Origin of the sequence: Streptomyces coelicoflavus, assembly GCF_003112555.1 — a bacterium.
In the GTDB taxonomy this organism is placed as follows: Bacteria; Actinomycetota; Actinomycetes; order Streptomycetales; family Streptomycetaceae; genus Streptomyces; species Streptomyces coelicoflavus.
Window position 1 is genome coordinate 249718 of sequence record NZ_BEWB01000004.1, and the last position, 16047, is coordinate 265764.

Genomic DNA, 16047 nt, shown 5'->3' on the forward strand with positions numbered 1-16047 from the left:
GACAGTCGGTGGAGACAGCCACGGGATTCGGCGGAGCCGAGGGCGATTCCGGGCATGCACGCGGGCTGGCACTGCTGCTGGAGCTGACCGAGGCACTGTGCGCACTCGGCTGCACGGACGACCCGCAGGGGCGGGTCCAGTTCGCCGCGGTGCTCGGGGACCAGCTGGGCCGCACCGTCGACCTGCGCGGTGTCAAACAGCGCGAGGACGTGGTCACCCTGGTCCGCGCCGCGCTGAACGTGGCGGGCGGGGAACGCGTACTCGTCACCGTGGTGCGCCTCCTCGAAGGACCGCTCGCCGGCGACGAACTGGACCGGCTGATCACCCCCGGCCAACCCGCCGGCCCCGACGCACCGCCGGGCCCGCTGGGCAGCGACGACGAGGCCGCCGCGCGGGCCGTCCTCGCGCGGGGCGAACTGCCCGCCGGCCGGCTGCGCGACGACCTCGCCGAGGAACTCAACGGCCTCGACCTGCCGAGCGGGCTCTTACCCGAACAGCTCTTCCTCCACGTCCTCGCGTGGAACACCCAGCCGGACGGCCTGCCGCCCGCCGTCCTCCTCCTCGACCGTGCGGCCCCGCTGGCCGCCACGCGAGGCCACCGCACCGCGCTGACCGACTGGGTCGACGACTGGGTGAAACGGGCCGGTCTCCCGCGAGAGCTGGAGCGGCGCCGGCAGGCCCGCGCCCACATCGTGCAGGACCCCGACATCCCCCGCGCCCTGATCGTCGCGGTCGAGCCCGCCCGGGACGGCTCCGACGACGTCGTCGTACGGCCCTGGCTCAACACCGCTCCGGGCCGGTGGGATCCGCAGCCCGGCGCGCCGGCCGTGACCACCCTGGACGCGCTCGGCCCGGCCGTCGACGACGCGCTGCGGCAGGGCGCCCGGATGTGGACCGGACCGGGGGACCCCGGCTCCGGTGGACGCGGGCAGCCGTCGGCGTACGTGGAGTTCGTCCTTCCGTACGACCTCCTCAACCACGATGTGGCGAGCTTGACGTACCGCGTCGGCGACGGGCGGCCGTTGCCGCTCGGGCTGAAGTACGGGGTGCACCTACGCAGCCTGGAGCGGATGCGCACCGACGACGCACTGGTGCGGCACCAGTGGCAGGAGCGCTGGCACGCACTGCGCCGGCACGGGGTCGGCGTGCACGGCTGGAGCGAGCCGGACGCGCGACGGCTCGACGCGTGGCAGGCGACACTCGCGGGGGACACCAGGCACACGGCGGTGGTGCTCGACGCACCGGCCCACGACCCCGCCATGGAGGCGCTCAAGGCCGCCATAGCCGAAGGCATCGGCCTGGCGGTGTGGGACCGCAGGGGGGCCTTCCCCGAGGAGCGGCGCGAAGTGGTGACCGCCGTGTTCGCGGCGGTGCCCAGGCCCGGGCAGATCCCGCTCGCCATCCACCGCCTGCGGCAGAACGCCGAACTGAACCAGCAGGGCCCCGGCCGTCTTCTGGGCCGCCACATCGGGTTCTTCTGGGACGATCCCACCCGAGTCGTCGACATGCACACAAACGACCCCGGCGAGAGCGCCGGCGAGGAGGCACCGGCATGAACACGCAGGAACAGACGTCCCCGAACGGCTGGCGCGTGTTCCACGGCACCGGCCGGCCGCCGGCCGTCGCGCCCCCGCTGCCCGAGGCGCCGCCGTGGCGGCGTTTCCTCGGCGTACCGTCCCAGCCCGCCCCGCCGGACGAGCCGGAGGCCGCGGTGCGCCGGCTGGGTCCCGGCGACGTCACTCCCCAGCTGGGCCCCGACGAGATCGACACCGTCAACGCGGCGCTGCTGCTGCGCCGGCCGCTGCTGATCACGGGGCCGCCCGGTATCGGCAAGTCCACCCTCGCCTACGTGATCTCCAGGGAACTGGGCCTCGGCAGGGTCCTGGAGTGGAGCATCGTCAGCCGGACCACGCTGCGGGACGGGCTGTACACCCACGACGCCATGGGCCGCGCCCAGGCCATCGCCGCCTGGCAGGCCGGACCGCGCGGCACCGCGGCCCGCGAAGCGGACGCGACCGGACCGGCGGCGGCCACCCCGGAGGGTGCGGACCCCGTGGCGGGCGACGCCGACCCGTCAGTCGTATCAACACACAGTCAACTGCCGCCTGTTCTGGGGAACTTCATCACCCTCGGGCCACTGGGCACCGCGCTGCTGCCCTACGATCGGCCCCGGGTGCTCCTTGTCGACGAACTCGACAAGAGCGACATCGACCTGCCGAACGACCTGCTGCACGTACTGGAGAACGGAAGCTATGACGTCCCGGAGCTGGTGCGCGACGCCGCCGACACCGCGCGCGTCCACACCAGCGACCCCAGCGGCCAGGCGCTGGTGCGAAGCGGCCGCGTCGAGTGCCGGGAGTTCCCGGTCGTGGTGATCACCAGCAACGGAGAGCGCGAGTTCCCCGCCGCCTTCCGCCGCCGCTGCCTGCCGCTGGAGCTGCGCATCCCCGGCCGCGAGCAGCTGCTCGCCCTGGTGGAAGGGCACCTGGGAGTCCGGCCGGAGGGCACCGAGCTCCTGGTGGACGAGTTCCTGGGCCGGATCCGGTCCGGCGGCACCCACTCCCTGGACCAGTTGCTCAACGCTGTCCAGATGACTACCGCGGGTGGTTTCCAGGCGCACGGTGACGGGCGTAAGCTCGTGGAAATGCTGCTCCGCGACCTCGCGAAGGGCCGCTGAATGACCGGCTTTCCCAGGGAGCGCGCATCCGGACCGGGCGACGGTGACGCCGTATCAGGGACGTCGCCTCCGTCGGCGTTCGCCGAGTCCGTCGAAGGCGCGAGTGGGCACGGAGCGGCGCACACCTCTGCCCTGCCCGAGGGACCGGCCGTCCGCGAACAGCGGGGCGCGGACGCCCCGGAGCCGGCCGACGCGCACTGGCGGGAGGTCGCCGAGGCGGTCTGGCTCGCAGCGTACTGGGATCGCCACGGCGGCCCCGGCACGGTCCACCCGGAACCGGCGACGGGACCCGACGCCGCACCACCGGCCCACCCGGCCGCCACCGGGACGCCCACCCCGTCCGACGGCGATCCCCGGCCCGGGAGCGACGTCGGGGACGCGGCCCCACCGGTGCCGTCCCCGGCGGCGGGCGACGCGCGTGCCGCCGACGCCGCGCCGCTCCCACAACCCGACGTCCCCGGCCAGGGCCCGGGCACCCGGCCCGCACCGCCGTCCGACCTCACGGACCGGAGCACGTCCATCGGCCCGCCGACCGCGGTGGCCGTCGAACGAGCCGCCGGGCCACGGTTGTTACCCGACCACGAGGGCACCTTCACCCTGCACGCCGGGCAGCCGCTGCTGCCCCCCGAGGAGCGCCCGCAGCCCGGTCCCGGCCGCACCACCGCGCTGCTCGCCCGAGCCCTGCACCAACTCGCCCGGCGCATTCCCTCCCGTCACACGCTCGAGCTCGACGAGGAGGCCACCGCCGAGCAGGGCCTGTCGGACGGCCTGTGGCTGCCCTTCCTGCGCCCCGCCCGGGCGACCGCCTTCGACCTCGTCCTGCTGATCGACGACGCCCCGACCATGCGGATCTGGCAGGAGACCTGCGCCCGCCTCACCGAGGCCGCCGAACACAGCGGAGCCTTCCGCGGTGTCCGAGCCGTCCGGGTCCACGTACCACGCACCGGGACCGCCACCCTGCGCCGCTCCGGCGACGGAGCCGCCGCCGACCCCGCCGAACTCCTCGACGGCCGCGGTGGCCGGGTCTTCCTGGTCGTCACCGACGGACTCGCCCACGGCTGGGCGGCTCCGGCCGCGGACGACCTGCTCGGCCGCCTCGGCCACGCCGGCCCGACGGCACTCGTCCACCTCCTGCCGCCGCACCTGCGTCACCGCACCTCCCTCTACCCGTACCAGGCGGTCCTGGAGGCCGGCGGGTTCGGCGCCGCCAACGAGGGCCTCGGACACTGGGCGCCGCCCGGCGGCCCCGACCCGCTGCGCCCGCTGCCCGAAGCCGGCGACGGCTCGGTACCGGTGCCGGTGCTCTCCCTCAAACCCGGCTCCCTCGGGACCTGGGCCGATCTCGTCACCGGCGAGCGGGGCGTGCGCCGGTCCCTGCCCGTCGTCCTCGCGGGCGCCCTCGCCAAGGGCGCGCCGGCGCCCGGTCTGCGCGCCCCGCGCCTCTCGCGCGCCGCCACCGCGGCCGTACGGCGCTTCTTCACGCTCGCCACTCCCGCCGCACGACGCCTCGCCACCCAACTGGCCGCCATCCCCTTCGAGTTCGACCTGGTGGAACAGATGCGGCGGCGCACCATGCCGGAGACCGGCCCCGACCACCTCGCCGAGATCCTCATGGGCGGCCTGATCGACTGGGACAGCGGCGGCGAAGGCCGCCCCGAGTTCGCCGACGGGGTGCGCGAGGCACTGCTCGCCACCACGACCCGCAGCCAACTCGCCCGCACCGTCAGCATGGTGGGTGAACTGCCGGCGGCGGGCCGACGCGGCGTCGCCCTGCGCGCGGCGCTGCACGACCCGGCCGGGGCCGCTCTGCCCGACCCGGCCGAGCACGGCTGGGTGCGCAGTGAACTGGCCGTGATGCGCGCTCTCTCGGGGCCCTACTCCGAACGGGCCAGGCGCATCGAACCCCGAATCTCCGGGCGCCGGTCGCCCGGTGCGGCCGAACGGGTGGGCGCCGGTTTGCCCGCGGGTACACCCACTGAGGTGAACCCTGCGGGCGGCGGGGGATCATCCGGCGGCCGAGAAGGCAGTGATCCAGCGTCAGGCAACCCCGACGACCCTGGAGACCACGTGCCGCCCCTGGTAACCGACGCGACCCCACTCGAAGCCCCGGAGGCTGAGCAGCTCATGCAGAGCACCACGACTGCGACGTCCGCCCTACTGGTGAACGTTCCCCTGCGGAACACCTCGTTCGTCGGCCGGCAGGGGCTGCTGAGGGCCGTGGAGGAACAACTGAGTGACCAGGACACGGCCGCGGTCCTTCCGCACGCGCTGCACGGTCTCGGCGGCGTCGGCAAGTCCCAGCTCGCCCTCGAGTACATCTACACCCACCAGCACGACTACAAGGTGATCTGCTGGATCCCCGCCGAGCAGGAGAGCCTCATCCTGGCCGCGCTGGCCAACCTGGCCGGCCGGCTCGGCATCGCTCCGTCCGGCCACGAGCGGGGTGCCCCGGCCGCGAACACCGCGGTCCCCGCCGTGCTGGAGGCACTGAGTGCCGGCACCCCGCACGCCGACTGGCTGCTCGTCTTCGACAACGCCGAGGACATCGACGTGGTGCGCCAGTACTTCCCCGCCAACGGGCCCGGGAAGGTCATCGTCACCTCCCGCAACCGCGGCTGGGAGCGGGTCGCGAACCCGCTGCCGGTGAGCGTCTTCGAGCGGTCGGAGTCCGTCGAGCTGCTCCGCAGGCGCTCGCCCCACCTGACGACCGAGGACGCCGACCGGCTCGCCGAGGCCCTCGGCGACCTGCCGCTGGCCGTGGAGCAGGCGGGCGCCTGGCGCGCCGTCACCGGCATGCTGGTCGACGACTACCTCGACCTGCTCGCCCAGCGCAGCCCCGAAATCCTGGAACTGGACCCCAATCCCGACTACCCGGTCTCCGTCGCCGCGGCCTGGGACCTCTCCCTGGAGCGCATCCAGCAGAACAACCCGGGTGCCAGGCAGCTCCTCGACATCTGTGCCGGCATGGCCCCCGAGCCGATCCCGCGCTCGATCCTGCGCGGCAGCCGCGGCGTCAGCATCACCGCCGAGATCGACCCCCTGCTGCGCGACTCGATCAAGCTCAACCGCGCCATCCGCGACCTCAGCCAGTTCTCCCTGATCAAGGTCGACACCCGCTCCAACACCCTCCAGATGCACCGCCTGCTGCAGACCGTGCTCCTGGCCAAGCTCGGTCCGCAGGAGCGGGAGCGGATGCGGGGCGCCGCGCACCAGCTGCTGTCGGCCGCCAAGCCGGGACCCTACGGCTCTCCGCTGGAATGGGCCGAGTACCAGTCGCTGCTGCCCCACCTCCGTGCGTCGCACGCGGTGACCAGTACCGACACCTGGGTACGGGACCTCGTCGCCGACAGTGTGTGGTTCCTGTACTACTGGGGTGACCACGACGGTTCCGCGGAGTTCGCCCGGCAGACCTACAGCGCCTGGCTCGCGGCCTCCGGCGAGGAGGACATCCACGTCATCCGGATGGCCAAGTGCCTGTCGTTCCTGCTGCGGCAGACCGGGCACGTGCCGGAGTCCATCCCGCTGGTGGAGAAGGCGCTGGAGACGTCCCGCGGGCTCGGCGTCGAGCCCGAGGAGCTGATCGACTCACTGTGCGAGACGGCCGACGCCCGCCGCTACCAGGGCCGGCTCCAGGAGGCGCGGAGGCTCAGCCAGGAGGCCACCGAACTGGCCCGGTCCCTGTTCGGCCTCGACGACCCCTCCACCCTCCGCGCGACCCACTCGTGGGGGGTCGACCTGCGGCTGTGCGGAGAGTTCCGGGAAGCACTGCCGCTGGACCAGGAGAACGCCCGGCTGCGCGACGTGCACTTCGGGTCCACCAGTTTCTACACGCTCAACACCCTCAACTGCGCGACGATCAACACGCGGGAGAGCGGCGACTACCCCGGTGCCCGCGAGGCCCAGGAGGACGTGTACCGCCGGGCGTGTGCCGCGCTCGGTGACGAGCATCCGCTCGCCCTGCGCACCGCCCGCAACCTCGCCGTGTGCCGACGCCGGGACGGAGCGCTGGCAGCGGGTGCCGAGCTGGCGCAGGAAACCCTGCGGCACTTTGTCAGCCGCTACGGGGAGGATCACTTCGACTCGCTGGCCACGGCGACCAACGTCGCCGTCGACCTGCGCCTGGCCGGGGACCTGGAGGGCTCCCGGGAGCTGGCGGAGCGCACCGTGCGGCGCTATGTGCAGAGGCTCGGCGAGGACCACGTGTGCACCCTGCTGGCCAGGGTCACCCTGGCAGCGACGCTGCGGACGCTCGGAGCCCTGGACAGCGCGCAGGAGGAGGAGGACGGTGCGGCACGCCGGCTGACCGAGACGGTGGGGGAGCGGCACGTCGTCAAGCTGACCGCCGACGTGGGACGGGCCGGTACGGCCTACGCACGCCTGGACTTCGACCGGGCCCGCGACATCGACGAGGCCAATCTGCCGCTGCTCGCGGAGGTCGCCGGCGAGGACCACCCGGTCACCCTGTCCTGCATGGCCAACCTCGCCCTCGACCTGCGCGGTCTGGGCAGGGGCGCGGAGGCCGACGAGCTGCAGCGCAAGGCCGTCGAGGGCTTCACCCGCGTGGTCCGCGCCGACCACCCCTGGCTGCTGGCGGCCCGTCAGCGCCGGCGCATCGAGTGCGACATCGCGCCGGTCCCGATGTAACCGGCCGCCCGGCCGCCCGCCCGCCCGGCCGCCCGGCCGCCCGCCCGCCCGGCCGCCTGCCCGCCCGGCCGCCCGGGCAGCCGGGTTCGCTCAGTTCACGTCCGCCGCCGGCGCCGTCGACGTCCCGTCCTGGGGTCGCGGGGCCGCGGGGGACCCGTGCACGGGGTGTGCGGGCCGGCTCCGTTCGGCCAGGCGGCGGGTCAGGAGCAGAAGCGGCTGGGTGAACAGGGTGGTGGCGAGGGCCATGAAGACCAGCACCGTGTAGAACGGGGCGCTCAACAGACCCGCCTGGCGCCCCGCTTCGAGGGCGATCAGCTCAGTGAGGCCCCGGGCGCTGAGCAGTACGCCGACGGTTCGCGCGTCGTGCCGGTCCAGTCCGCTGAGCCGGGCCGCGAGCGTCCCGCTGCCGACCTTCGTCGTGACGGCGAGCACGGTCACCGCCAGCAGCACGGCCCAGCCCGTGCCGTTCATGCTGTTCAACGCCACGGACTGCCCCGAGACCACGAAGAAGAACGGCAGCAGCAGCGAGCTGACGTCGTGCAGTGGTCGCAGCAGGTCCGCCTCGAGCGTGCCGTCCTCCCCACGCGGGACCACCACCCCCGCGAGCAGGGCACCGAAGATCACATGCAGCCCGAGGGAGTGCGTGACCCACGCGGACCCGAGGGCGAAGCCGATGAGCAGAGCCAGCCGCAGCGAGGGCTCCATCCGCGTCCGCCACAGCAGCCGGCGCAGCACCGGCCGGGCCGCGAGCGCCATCACGGTGACGAAACCGACGGCGAGCGCCACCCGCCACGGCCAGTCGAGCGTCGCCTCCCCGCCGCCGCCGTGGATCAGTGCGGCGGCCAGCACGACCCAGCAGACCGCGTCGAGCACCCCGGCCGCCGCGACCGCCACCACACCCGGCACGGAGCGGGACAGTTCGTTCTCCCGCACGATGGCCGTCAGCACGGGTACCGCCGTTATCGACAGGGCGACCCCGGCGAACACCACCATGGCGGGGGAGAGGTCCCTCGGCATGCCCAGCTCGTGCAGCCGCTCGCCGAACAGCAGCGCGCCCCCGCAGCCCACGGCCATCGGCACCGCGAACGAGGCGAGGGCCACGGTCAGCGAGGCGCGGGCCCGGTCGCCGAGGATCTTGAGATCCAGCTCGTAGCCCACCGCGAACAGGAAGACCACCAGCGCGAACTGCGCGAAGCCGGTCAGCGCCGGGGCGATCTCCTCCGGGAACAACGACGCGTACGCGTCCGGCGCCACCGTGCCGAGCAGGGAGGGGCCGAGTGCGATGCCCGCCGACAACTGGCCGACGATGTACGGCTGTCTCAGCCGCCGGGCCAGCCACCCGGCGGCGTGGGCGGCCACCAGGACGAGAGCCGAGGCACCCACGAGGTGCGTGATCGTCGCGTCCGGGCTCAACTGTGCCTCCGCAGAGTTCACTTGTTCGCGGGCCAACCTCTGCCCGCTTGCGCCAACCTCCCTAGACTGAGGGAGGCGTGGTATTTCGTCGCAGGTCGTACAGCGGTCTTCACCAGGAGCACGGGGGGCACATGACGGCGGTCGTCTTCATCCACGGCACAGGAGTTCGCGAACCGGGCTTCTCTGCGCTCGCGGGGCGCTTCTCCGTTGGGGTGACGGGCCTGCGCGACGGACTGCGCGTCGTGCCGTACTACTGGGGTGGCGAGCACGGGGCGACGCTCGCCGCCGACGGGGCGAGCCTGCCGCCGGTCTCCGGTGCCGGCCGGCGCGGCCCCTCCGTACCGGGCGCCGGTGACGACGACACGGAAGCCTGGGCCGCCCTCTACGCCGACCCGTACGCCGAACTCACCCTCGCCGCCGGCTCCGGGACCGCTGCCGGAGCCGCCCCGGCGGCCGAGCTGCCACCCGGTTCCCTGCCACCGGACCAGCCCCTCAGGACCCGGCTGGCCACCCTCGCCGCCCAGGGCGACGCACCGGCCGCGGACCTGGGGCCCGGGCTGGCGCGGGCCGCCGCCGGCCTGGCCGCCCACCCGCTGCTCGGCGCCGCGGCGGCGGCCCTCGCCCCCCAGGACCTCCCCGGCCTCGCCGCCCGCTGCCTGACGGCCCAGGTCATCGCCCAGATCCTCGACGACGACCTGCCCCTCGTCCCGGCCGGCGCCACCCGGGACGCCGTCACCGACCGGCTCGCCCGGGCCCTCGGCGCACCGGCCCTCGGCACGGAGCGCGGCGTGCGCTCCCTGGCACTGCGGGTCGCCGGCTCCGCCGCCTCCCGCGCCGTCGTCCGCCGCCGCCGCGCGCTCACCGAGGCCGCGCACCCGGCCGCCGGGGACGTCCTGCGCTACCTCAGCCGCGGCGAGGCGGTCCGCGCCGGACTGCGCACCCTGCTCGCCGGGCTGGAGCCGCCCGTCGCCGTCGTCGCCCACAGCCTCGGCGGCATCATCGCCCTGGACACTCTGGTCCTCACCCCGCTGCCCCAGGTGCGGCTGCTGGTCACGGCCGGTTCCCAGGGGCCGTTCCTGTACGAGTCCGGGTCCCTGCCCTCCCTCGAACACCCCGCGCCGCTGCCGGACCACTTCCCCGACTGGCTGAACCTCTACGACCCCCGTGACCTGCTCTCCTACCTGGGCGCCGGCTTGTTCCCGGGCCGGGTGACGGACGTCGCCGTCGACAGCCGGCAGCCCTTCCCGGCCGCGCACAGCGCCTACTGGACCAACCCGGCCGTGTACCGGCACATCGTGGACCGGCTCCCGTGACCGGCCCGGTCCCCGCCCCGGACCCGGCGCGGGTGCACGCGCTCGTCGTCGGCGTCGAGACCTACGACGCCGGCACCGGCTGGGACCTGCCCGGCCCCGCCCGGGACGCGGTCCGCTTCCACCGGCTGCTGCGCGCCGCCGGCGTGCCCGGGGACAACATCCGGCTGCACCTCGCCCCGCTGCCGCCGTACGTTCCCGAAGTGCCGTACGCGCCCGCCGACCACGCCACCCTGCGCCGTGCCCTGGTCCGTGAACTCCCCGCCGTGCGGGGCGACGTGCTCTGGGTGTGGTGGGGCGGACACGGCGTCCTCGACCGGTCCGGGCAGCTGCGGCTGTTCTGCGCGGACGCCACCACCGAGGACAAGCTGGGCATCGACCTGGACTCGGCGCTCGCCCGGTACGCCGGCGACGCCGTGCCCGGCTTCGCGGACCAGCTGTGGATCGTGGACGCCTGCGAGACCTTCGAGGAGGCGCTCGCGTTCCGGGAACCGCTGCCGCCCGACGCGCTGCCGGTGGGACGGCGCAGCACCGCGCACCGGCAGACCGTGCTGCGGGCCGCCGGGCGGGGCCGGACCGCCGCCAACGACCCCGTGCGCGCCACGGGCCTGTTCTCCGACGTCCTGCTCGCCCTGCTGGCCGACCGGACCTCCGTACTGCCCGCCCCGCCCGATGCGGAGGAACTGTTTCCGGCCGTACGAACGCGTATCGCCGCCCTCAGGGACGCGGGTCGAACTCTGCAGTATCCCGAGATCCGGCTGCGCAGCCCCGAACGCACCGAGATCCTCACCCCGGTGGGGCCGGGGGAGCGGGAGCGGCAGGTCTCCCCGCTGCTGCGGGCCGTCGAGGCCCTCCTCGCGTATCCGCTGATGAGCGACCCGACCGAGCGTCAGACGGTGGTCGCCACACTGGGCCCGCGCGTCACCGGGACCCTGCCCCGCCACACCAAGGCGCGTACGGACGCCACGGGCATCCTCAACGGGCTCAGGCGGCACCATCCACGCGCGTTGTGGGAGCTGTTCGACGCGGTGGTGTCCGTCGACGACGATCCGGCACGGAAGGGGGAACTCGCCTCGGCCCTGCGGGAATTGACGGACTCCGCGGAGGGGCCGCGTACCGGCGGTTGATCGGGTGGCGTGATCGTACGGTTTTCGACATGGGTCGGAATGGTCATGATGGAAAAAGGACACGGGGCATCGAGTGCCACCGTGCGAGAAGGGGGAGCATCTTGGACCGGCCGCCCGCTCTGTGCCATGCCGAAGTCGCCACCCGTGAACAGCCGGTCGCCCCAGGGCGCGTCGACGTCTGGGAGTCGGATCTGGCGGACGTAGCGGCGCTGCCCCTGACCGCCGTGGACGGACTCGCACCGCTCCGTCCCACCGCCCGCCTTCTCGAGGAGGTCCTGCGCGCACGCGGCAGCATCAGGGGCGGCGAGGGCGGAGGTGGCGGCGCCCGGGCCGAATAGGCACCGACCGCGCCCGTCGACGGAGCCCGACGACAGAGCCCCGAAGGCACCGGAGGACGGAACCCGAGGACGCCGCCCCCGGCGGGGCCACGCGCCCGCCGGGACCCCCGCATGCCCGCCCCCGACCGGAGGTCCCCGCCCATGACCAGCGAGCCGCGCCCCGCCCCCTTCCGCGTGCCGGACCGGCTCTTCGCGGAACTGGCCGCCGGAGGCGGATCCGCGGAGGCCGTCGCCTTCCTGGAACGCGGTGAGCGGGCGCGGCGGCTGCTCCTGCTGCGGACGCTGCTGGACCGGCTCGCGGAGCTGCCCACACCGCTGACCCCGGTCGCCGAGGCCTGGGACACGTTCAAGGCGGCCGCCGAACGGGCGCCCGAGCCGGTCGACCGGCTGCTGCTCGCGCCGACGACGGGTGGCTGGATCGCCCACATGCTGCGCCGGGTGCACGGCACCGCGACGGGGCCGCCCCTGTGGGCGGAGGCAGGCCGGCTGAACGTCCTGGCGCTCACCGCGGCCCTGCGCGCCGGTACGGAGACGTCGCTCACGGTCCCCCTCACCGACGGCGCCCTGCACCTGCCGGTCCTCGGCCTGCTCCGGCTGCCGGCCGCACCACCGGGACCGACCGTCGCACGGGCCACGGCGAAGGCGGGCGAACTGACCCTCTCCGGACCCCCGGCACCCGACGGCTCCCGCGCCTCCGTGACGTGCCGCCCCACAACATCACCGGCGGACGGAGGCGAGCCGGACGGACCACGCCCGTCCGGCCCCGGTCCGTCCGGCCCGTGTCCGGCCGGAGTGCCGCCCGCTCCCCGTCCGGCCGGAGTGCCGCCCGCTCCCCGTCCGGCCGAAGCTCCGCCGGCCCCCGCGGCGGGCTCCGCCCCGGGTACGGGGGCCGCCGCAGCCGCCGCCTGGCTCCCCCTGCGCACCCTCACCCACACCACCCCCACCGGCACCGTCGCCATACCCCTCGACGACCTGGACCCCTACCGGGACCTCGACGACCCGGTGGCGCCCGCCCGGCTCGCCGCCGGTGAGGCGGCTCAGTGGCAGCGGGTCTTCGACGACGCCGTCGCGATCCTCGCCGGGGCGGGCACCGGCCAGGGTCCGGGGCGGCTGGACCCGGCGGCCGTCCGGGCCGTCGTGCCGTACGGCCGCACCGCTCTCACGCCGCCCGCCCCACCGACCGTCGCCGTCTCCGCCTCCAGCGGCGACTCCTTCGGCGCGATGGTGATATCCCGCCCCGGATCCGCCCTCGCCCTCGCCGAGACCCTCGTCCACGAGTTCCAGCACAGCAAGCTCGCCGCCCTGCTCCACCTCTTCCCGCTCCTCGACGACGACCGCGAGGAGCGCTACTACGCCCCTTGGCGGGCCGACCCGCGCCACCTCACCGGGCTGCTGCACGGCGCCTACGCCTTCACCGGCGTCGCGGGCTTCTGGCACGACCGGCTGACCGATCCGGCGCACGCCGAGGCCGCCGCGTACCACTTCGCACTGCGCCGCCTGCAGTGCCGGCTGGTCGTGCGCACCCTGCTGACCAGTGCCCGGCTCACCGCGCCCGGGCGCCGGCTCGTCGAGGGCCTCGCCCGGACGCTGGACGGCTGGCTGCGCGTACCCGTCGACCCGGTCGCCCTGCGCCGGGCCCGCACGGCCGCCGTCCTGCACCGCACCCAGTGGCGGCTGCGCAACGTCGCCGCGCCGGACGACGACCGCGCGCCGGCCGGACCGGACGACGGCGCCCTCCGCCTCCGCCCGGACCGCGGCTTCTGGTCCGACACCCGCACCCACGCCTTCGCGCTCCGCCCCGCGGCCCCCCGCACCCCCGACGAGCACCTCGCCGCCGGAGATCCGGCCACCGCGCTGGACGGCTACGCCAAGGACCTGGCCCGTGACGCCACCGACCCTCGCGCGCTGTCCGGCTGGATCGTCGCCCGCGCGGTCCTGGACCCGGGTCGGTCGACCCGCCGCCCGCTCGCCCGCCCGGAGCTGCTCCTGCCCCGGCCCGGTCGCTGACCCGGGTCGCACCGGTCTGCGAAAGCAGGGGGTGAACACCCGCCCGATTGGTCAGGATGGAGGCATGGGATTCCAAGTCGACTCCGAAGCCGGGCGGCTCACCCGCGTCATCCTGCACCGGCCGGATCTCGAGCTCAAAAGGCTCACCCCCAGCAACAAGGACGCCCTTCTCTTCGACGACGTGCTGTGGGTGCGCCGGGCGCGCGCCGAGCACGACGGGTTCGCCGACGTGCTCCGCGACCGCGGGGTGGCGGTGCACCTCTTCGGCGACCTGCTCACCGAGACCCTGGACGTCCCGGCCGCACGGCGGCTCGTCCTGGACCGGGTCTTCGACGAGAAGGAGTACGGAGTGCTGGCCACGGACCACCTCCGGGCCGCCTTCGAGACCCTGCCCGCCCACGAGCTGGCCGAGTGGCTGGTCGGCGGCATGACCAAGCGGGAGTTCCTGGACGCGCACCCGGAGCCGACCTCCGTGCGTTTCCACGCCATGGAGCTGGACGACTTCCTGCTCGGCCCGCTGCCCAACCACCTCTTCACCCGGGACACCTCGGCCTGGATCTACGACGGGGTCTCCATCAACGCCATGCGCTGGCCCGCCCGGCAGCGCGAGACGGTCCACTTCGAGGCGATCTACCGCCACCACCCGCTGTTCCGCGACGAGACCTTCCACCTCTGGTCCGAGGGGCAGGCCGACTACCCCTCCACCATCGAGGGCGGCGACGTCCTGGTCATCGGCAACGGCGCCGTGCTCATCGGCATGAGCGAGCGCACCACGCCCCAGGCCGTCGAGATGCTCGCGCACAAGCTGTTCGCCGCCGGGTCCGCCCGGACCATCGTGGCCCTGGACATGCCGAAGCGGCGCGCCTTCATGCACCTGGACACGGTGATGACGATGGTCGACGGCGACACCTTCACCCAGTACGCCGGGCTCGGCATGCTCCGCTCCTACACGATCGAGCCGGGCGCCGGCGAGAAGGACCTGAAGGTCACCGACCACCCGCCGGAGCACATGCACCGCGCGATGGCGGCCGCCCTCGGGCTCGGCGAGATCCGGGTCCTGACCGCCACCCAGGACGTGCACGCGGCCGAGCGCGAGCAGTGGGACGACGGCTGCAACGTGCTGGCCGTCGAGCCGGGCGTCGTCGTCGCCTACGAACGCAACGCCACCACCAACACCCACCTGCGCAAACAGGGCATCGAGGTGATAGAGATCCCGGGCAGCGAACTGGGCCGGGGCCGGGGCGGGCCGCGCTGCATGAGCTGCCCGGTGGAGCGAGGGCCTGTATAGAGACCCGCGCTGTATAGCGAACCGCCCTGCACGGAGACTGGCCCCGACGGAGACTGGAGCCGACGGAGACTGGCCCCGCATAGAAATTCAGAAGTTCGTATAGACTTCCAGAAGTCAGTCCCCGACCTGCACCTCTGGAGCGCCCCCATGGCGACAGTCCCGACCGTCCTCACCGGCCGCCACTTCCTCAAGGAGGTCGATTTCACCGAGGAGGAGTTCCGCGGCCTGGTCGAGCTGGCCGCGGAGCTGAAGGCCGCGAAGAAGGCCGGGGCGGAGACGCGGTACCTCCAGGGCAAGAACATCGCGCTGATCTTCGAGAAGACCTCGACGCGCACCCGCTGCGCGTTCGAGGTCGCCGCCGCCGACCAGGGCGCCTCGACCACGTACCTCGACCCGGCCGGCTCCCAGATCGGCCACAAGGAGTCCGTGAAGGACACCGCCCGCGTCCTCGGGCGCATGTTCGACGGTATCGAGTACCGCGGCGACAGCCAGACCAAGGTCGAGGAGCTGGCGGCCTTCGCCGGCGTCCCCGTCTACAACGGCCTGACCGACGACTGGCACCCCACCCAGATGCTCGCCGACGTGCTCACGATGACCGAGCACAGCGACCGCCCGCTGCGGGAGATCACCTTCGCCTACCTCGGCGACGCCCGCTTCAACATGGGCAACTCCTACCTGGTCACCGGCGCCCTGCTCGGCATGGACGTGCGCATCGTCGCCCCGAAGTCCTACTGGCCCGCCCAGGAGGTCGTCGACCGGGCGCACCGGCTCGCCGGGGCCAGCGGTGCGCGCATCACCCTCACCGAGGACGTGGCCGAGGGCGTGCGCGGCGCCGGATTCGTCGTCACCGACGTCTGGGTCTCCATGGGCGAGCCCAAGGAGGTCTGGGCGGAGCGCATCAAGGCCCTCGCGCCCTACGCCGTGACGATGGACGTCCTGCGCGCCACCGGCAACCCGGACGTCAGGTTCCTGCACTGCCTGCCCGCCTTCCACGACCTGGGCACCAAGGTCGGCCAGGAGATCTTCGAGGCCCATGGGCTGGACTCCCTGGAGGTCACCGACGAGGTCTTCGAGTCGGAGCACTCGGTCGTCTTCGACGAGGCGGAGAACCGCCTGCACACCATCAAGGCCGTCCTCGTCGCCACCCTCGCCTGAGTCTCGTCCACACCGCCTCCCCCACCAGGCCCTATGCTGACCGGCGGCTCCGGAGCCACCCCTTCCGGCGCCGCCGGCCGCGACCACC

The 16047-nt window shown here is 74.0% G+C and carries 10 protein-coding genes; 9 read left to right on the plus strand and 1 reads right to left on the minus strand.

The genetic code is table 11. The annotated features are described in order from the left end of the window. Nucleotides 1–8: 8 nt before the first annotated feature. The 3 genes from Sco07f_RS09605 to fxsT are packed head-to-tail and all read left to right on the plus strand — an operon-like array spanning nucleotide 9 to nucleotide 7321. Entirely contained in the window at nucleotides 9–1556 is a 1548-nt protein-coding gene (locus tag Sco07f_RS09605; RefSeq protein ID WP_108987553.1) for a VMAP-C domain-containing protein, read from the plus strand. Continuing rightward, nucleotides 1553–2677, plus strand: a complete 1125-nt coding sequence (locus Sco07f_RS09610) for an AAA family ATPase (protein WP_108987554.1) — start codon at nucleotides 1553–1555, stop codon at nucleotides 2675–2677. The genes Sco07f_RS09605 and Sco07f_RS09610 overlap by 4 nt, the downstream gene beginning before the upstream one ends. After that, on the plus strand, nucleotides 2678–7321 hold the full coding sequence (fxsT, locus tag Sco07f_RS09615) for an FxSxx-COOH system tetratricopeptide repeat protein (protein WP_108987555.1): 4644 nt from the start codon (nucleotides 2678–2680) through the stop codon (nucleotides 7319–7321). It abuts the gene before it with no gap. A 90-nt stretch (nucleotides 7322–7411) separates the two neighbouring features. Here the strand turns inward: fxsT and Sco07f_RS09620 are convergent, their stop codons facing one another. Continuing rightward, on the minus strand, nucleotides 7412–8734 hold the full coding sequence (locus Sco07f_RS09620; RefSeq protein ID WP_108987556.1) for a cation:proton antiporter: 1323 nt from the start codon (nucleotides 8732–8734) through the stop codon (nucleotides 7412–7414). Between the two features lie 131 nt (nucleotides 8735–8865). On the opposite strand from Sco07f_RS09620, the gene Sco07f_RS09625 reads away from it, so the two are divergent. The 6 genes from Sco07f_RS09625 to argF all read left to right on the plus strand — a co-directional run bounded on the left by Sco07f_RS09625 (nucleotide 8866) and on the right by argF (nucleotide 15959). After that, nucleotides 8866–10047, plus strand: a complete 1182-nt coding sequence (locus tag Sco07f_RS09625) for a hypothetical protein (protein WP_108987557.1) — start codon at nucleotides 8866–8868, stop codon at nucleotides 10045–10047. Further along, entirely contained in the window at nucleotides 10044–11171 is a 1128-nt protein-coding gene (locus Sco07f_RS09630; RefSeq protein ID WP_108987558.1) for an effector-associated domain 2-containing protein, read from the plus strand. Before Sco07f_RS09625 ends, Sco07f_RS09630 begins: the two co-directional genes overlap by 4 nt. Before the next feature lie 101 nt (nucleotides 11172–11272). Beyond that, on the plus strand, nucleotides 11273–11509 hold the full coding sequence (locus Sco07f_RS09635; protein WP_007442535.1) for a hypothetical protein: 237 nt from the start codon (nucleotides 11273–11275) through the stop codon (nucleotides 11507–11509). 141 nt (nucleotides 11510–11650) lie between these two features. Further along, nucleotides 11651–13516, plus strand: coding sequence for an aKG-HExxH-type peptide beta-hydroxylase (locus Sco07f_RS09640; protein ID WP_108987559.1), 1866 nt, complete (start codon nucleotides 11651–11653; stop codon nucleotides 13514–13516). 64 nt (nucleotides 13517–13580) lie between these two features. Then, the gene (locus tag Sco07f_RS09645; RefSeq protein ID WP_007445225.1) at nucleotides 13581–14804 is read left to right on the plus strand and encodes an arginine deiminase; all 1224 of its coding nucleotides are present in this window, start codon (nucleotides 13581–13583) and stop codon (nucleotides 14802–14804) included. 147 nt (nucleotides 14805–14951) lie between these two features. Next, nucleotides 14952–15959, plus strand: coding sequence for an ornithine carbamoyltransferase (gene argF, locus Sco07f_RS09650; RefSeq protein ID WP_108987560.1), 1008 nt, complete (start codon nucleotides 14952–14954; stop codon nucleotides 15957–15959). Nucleotides 15960–16047: the final 88 nt, after the last annotated feature.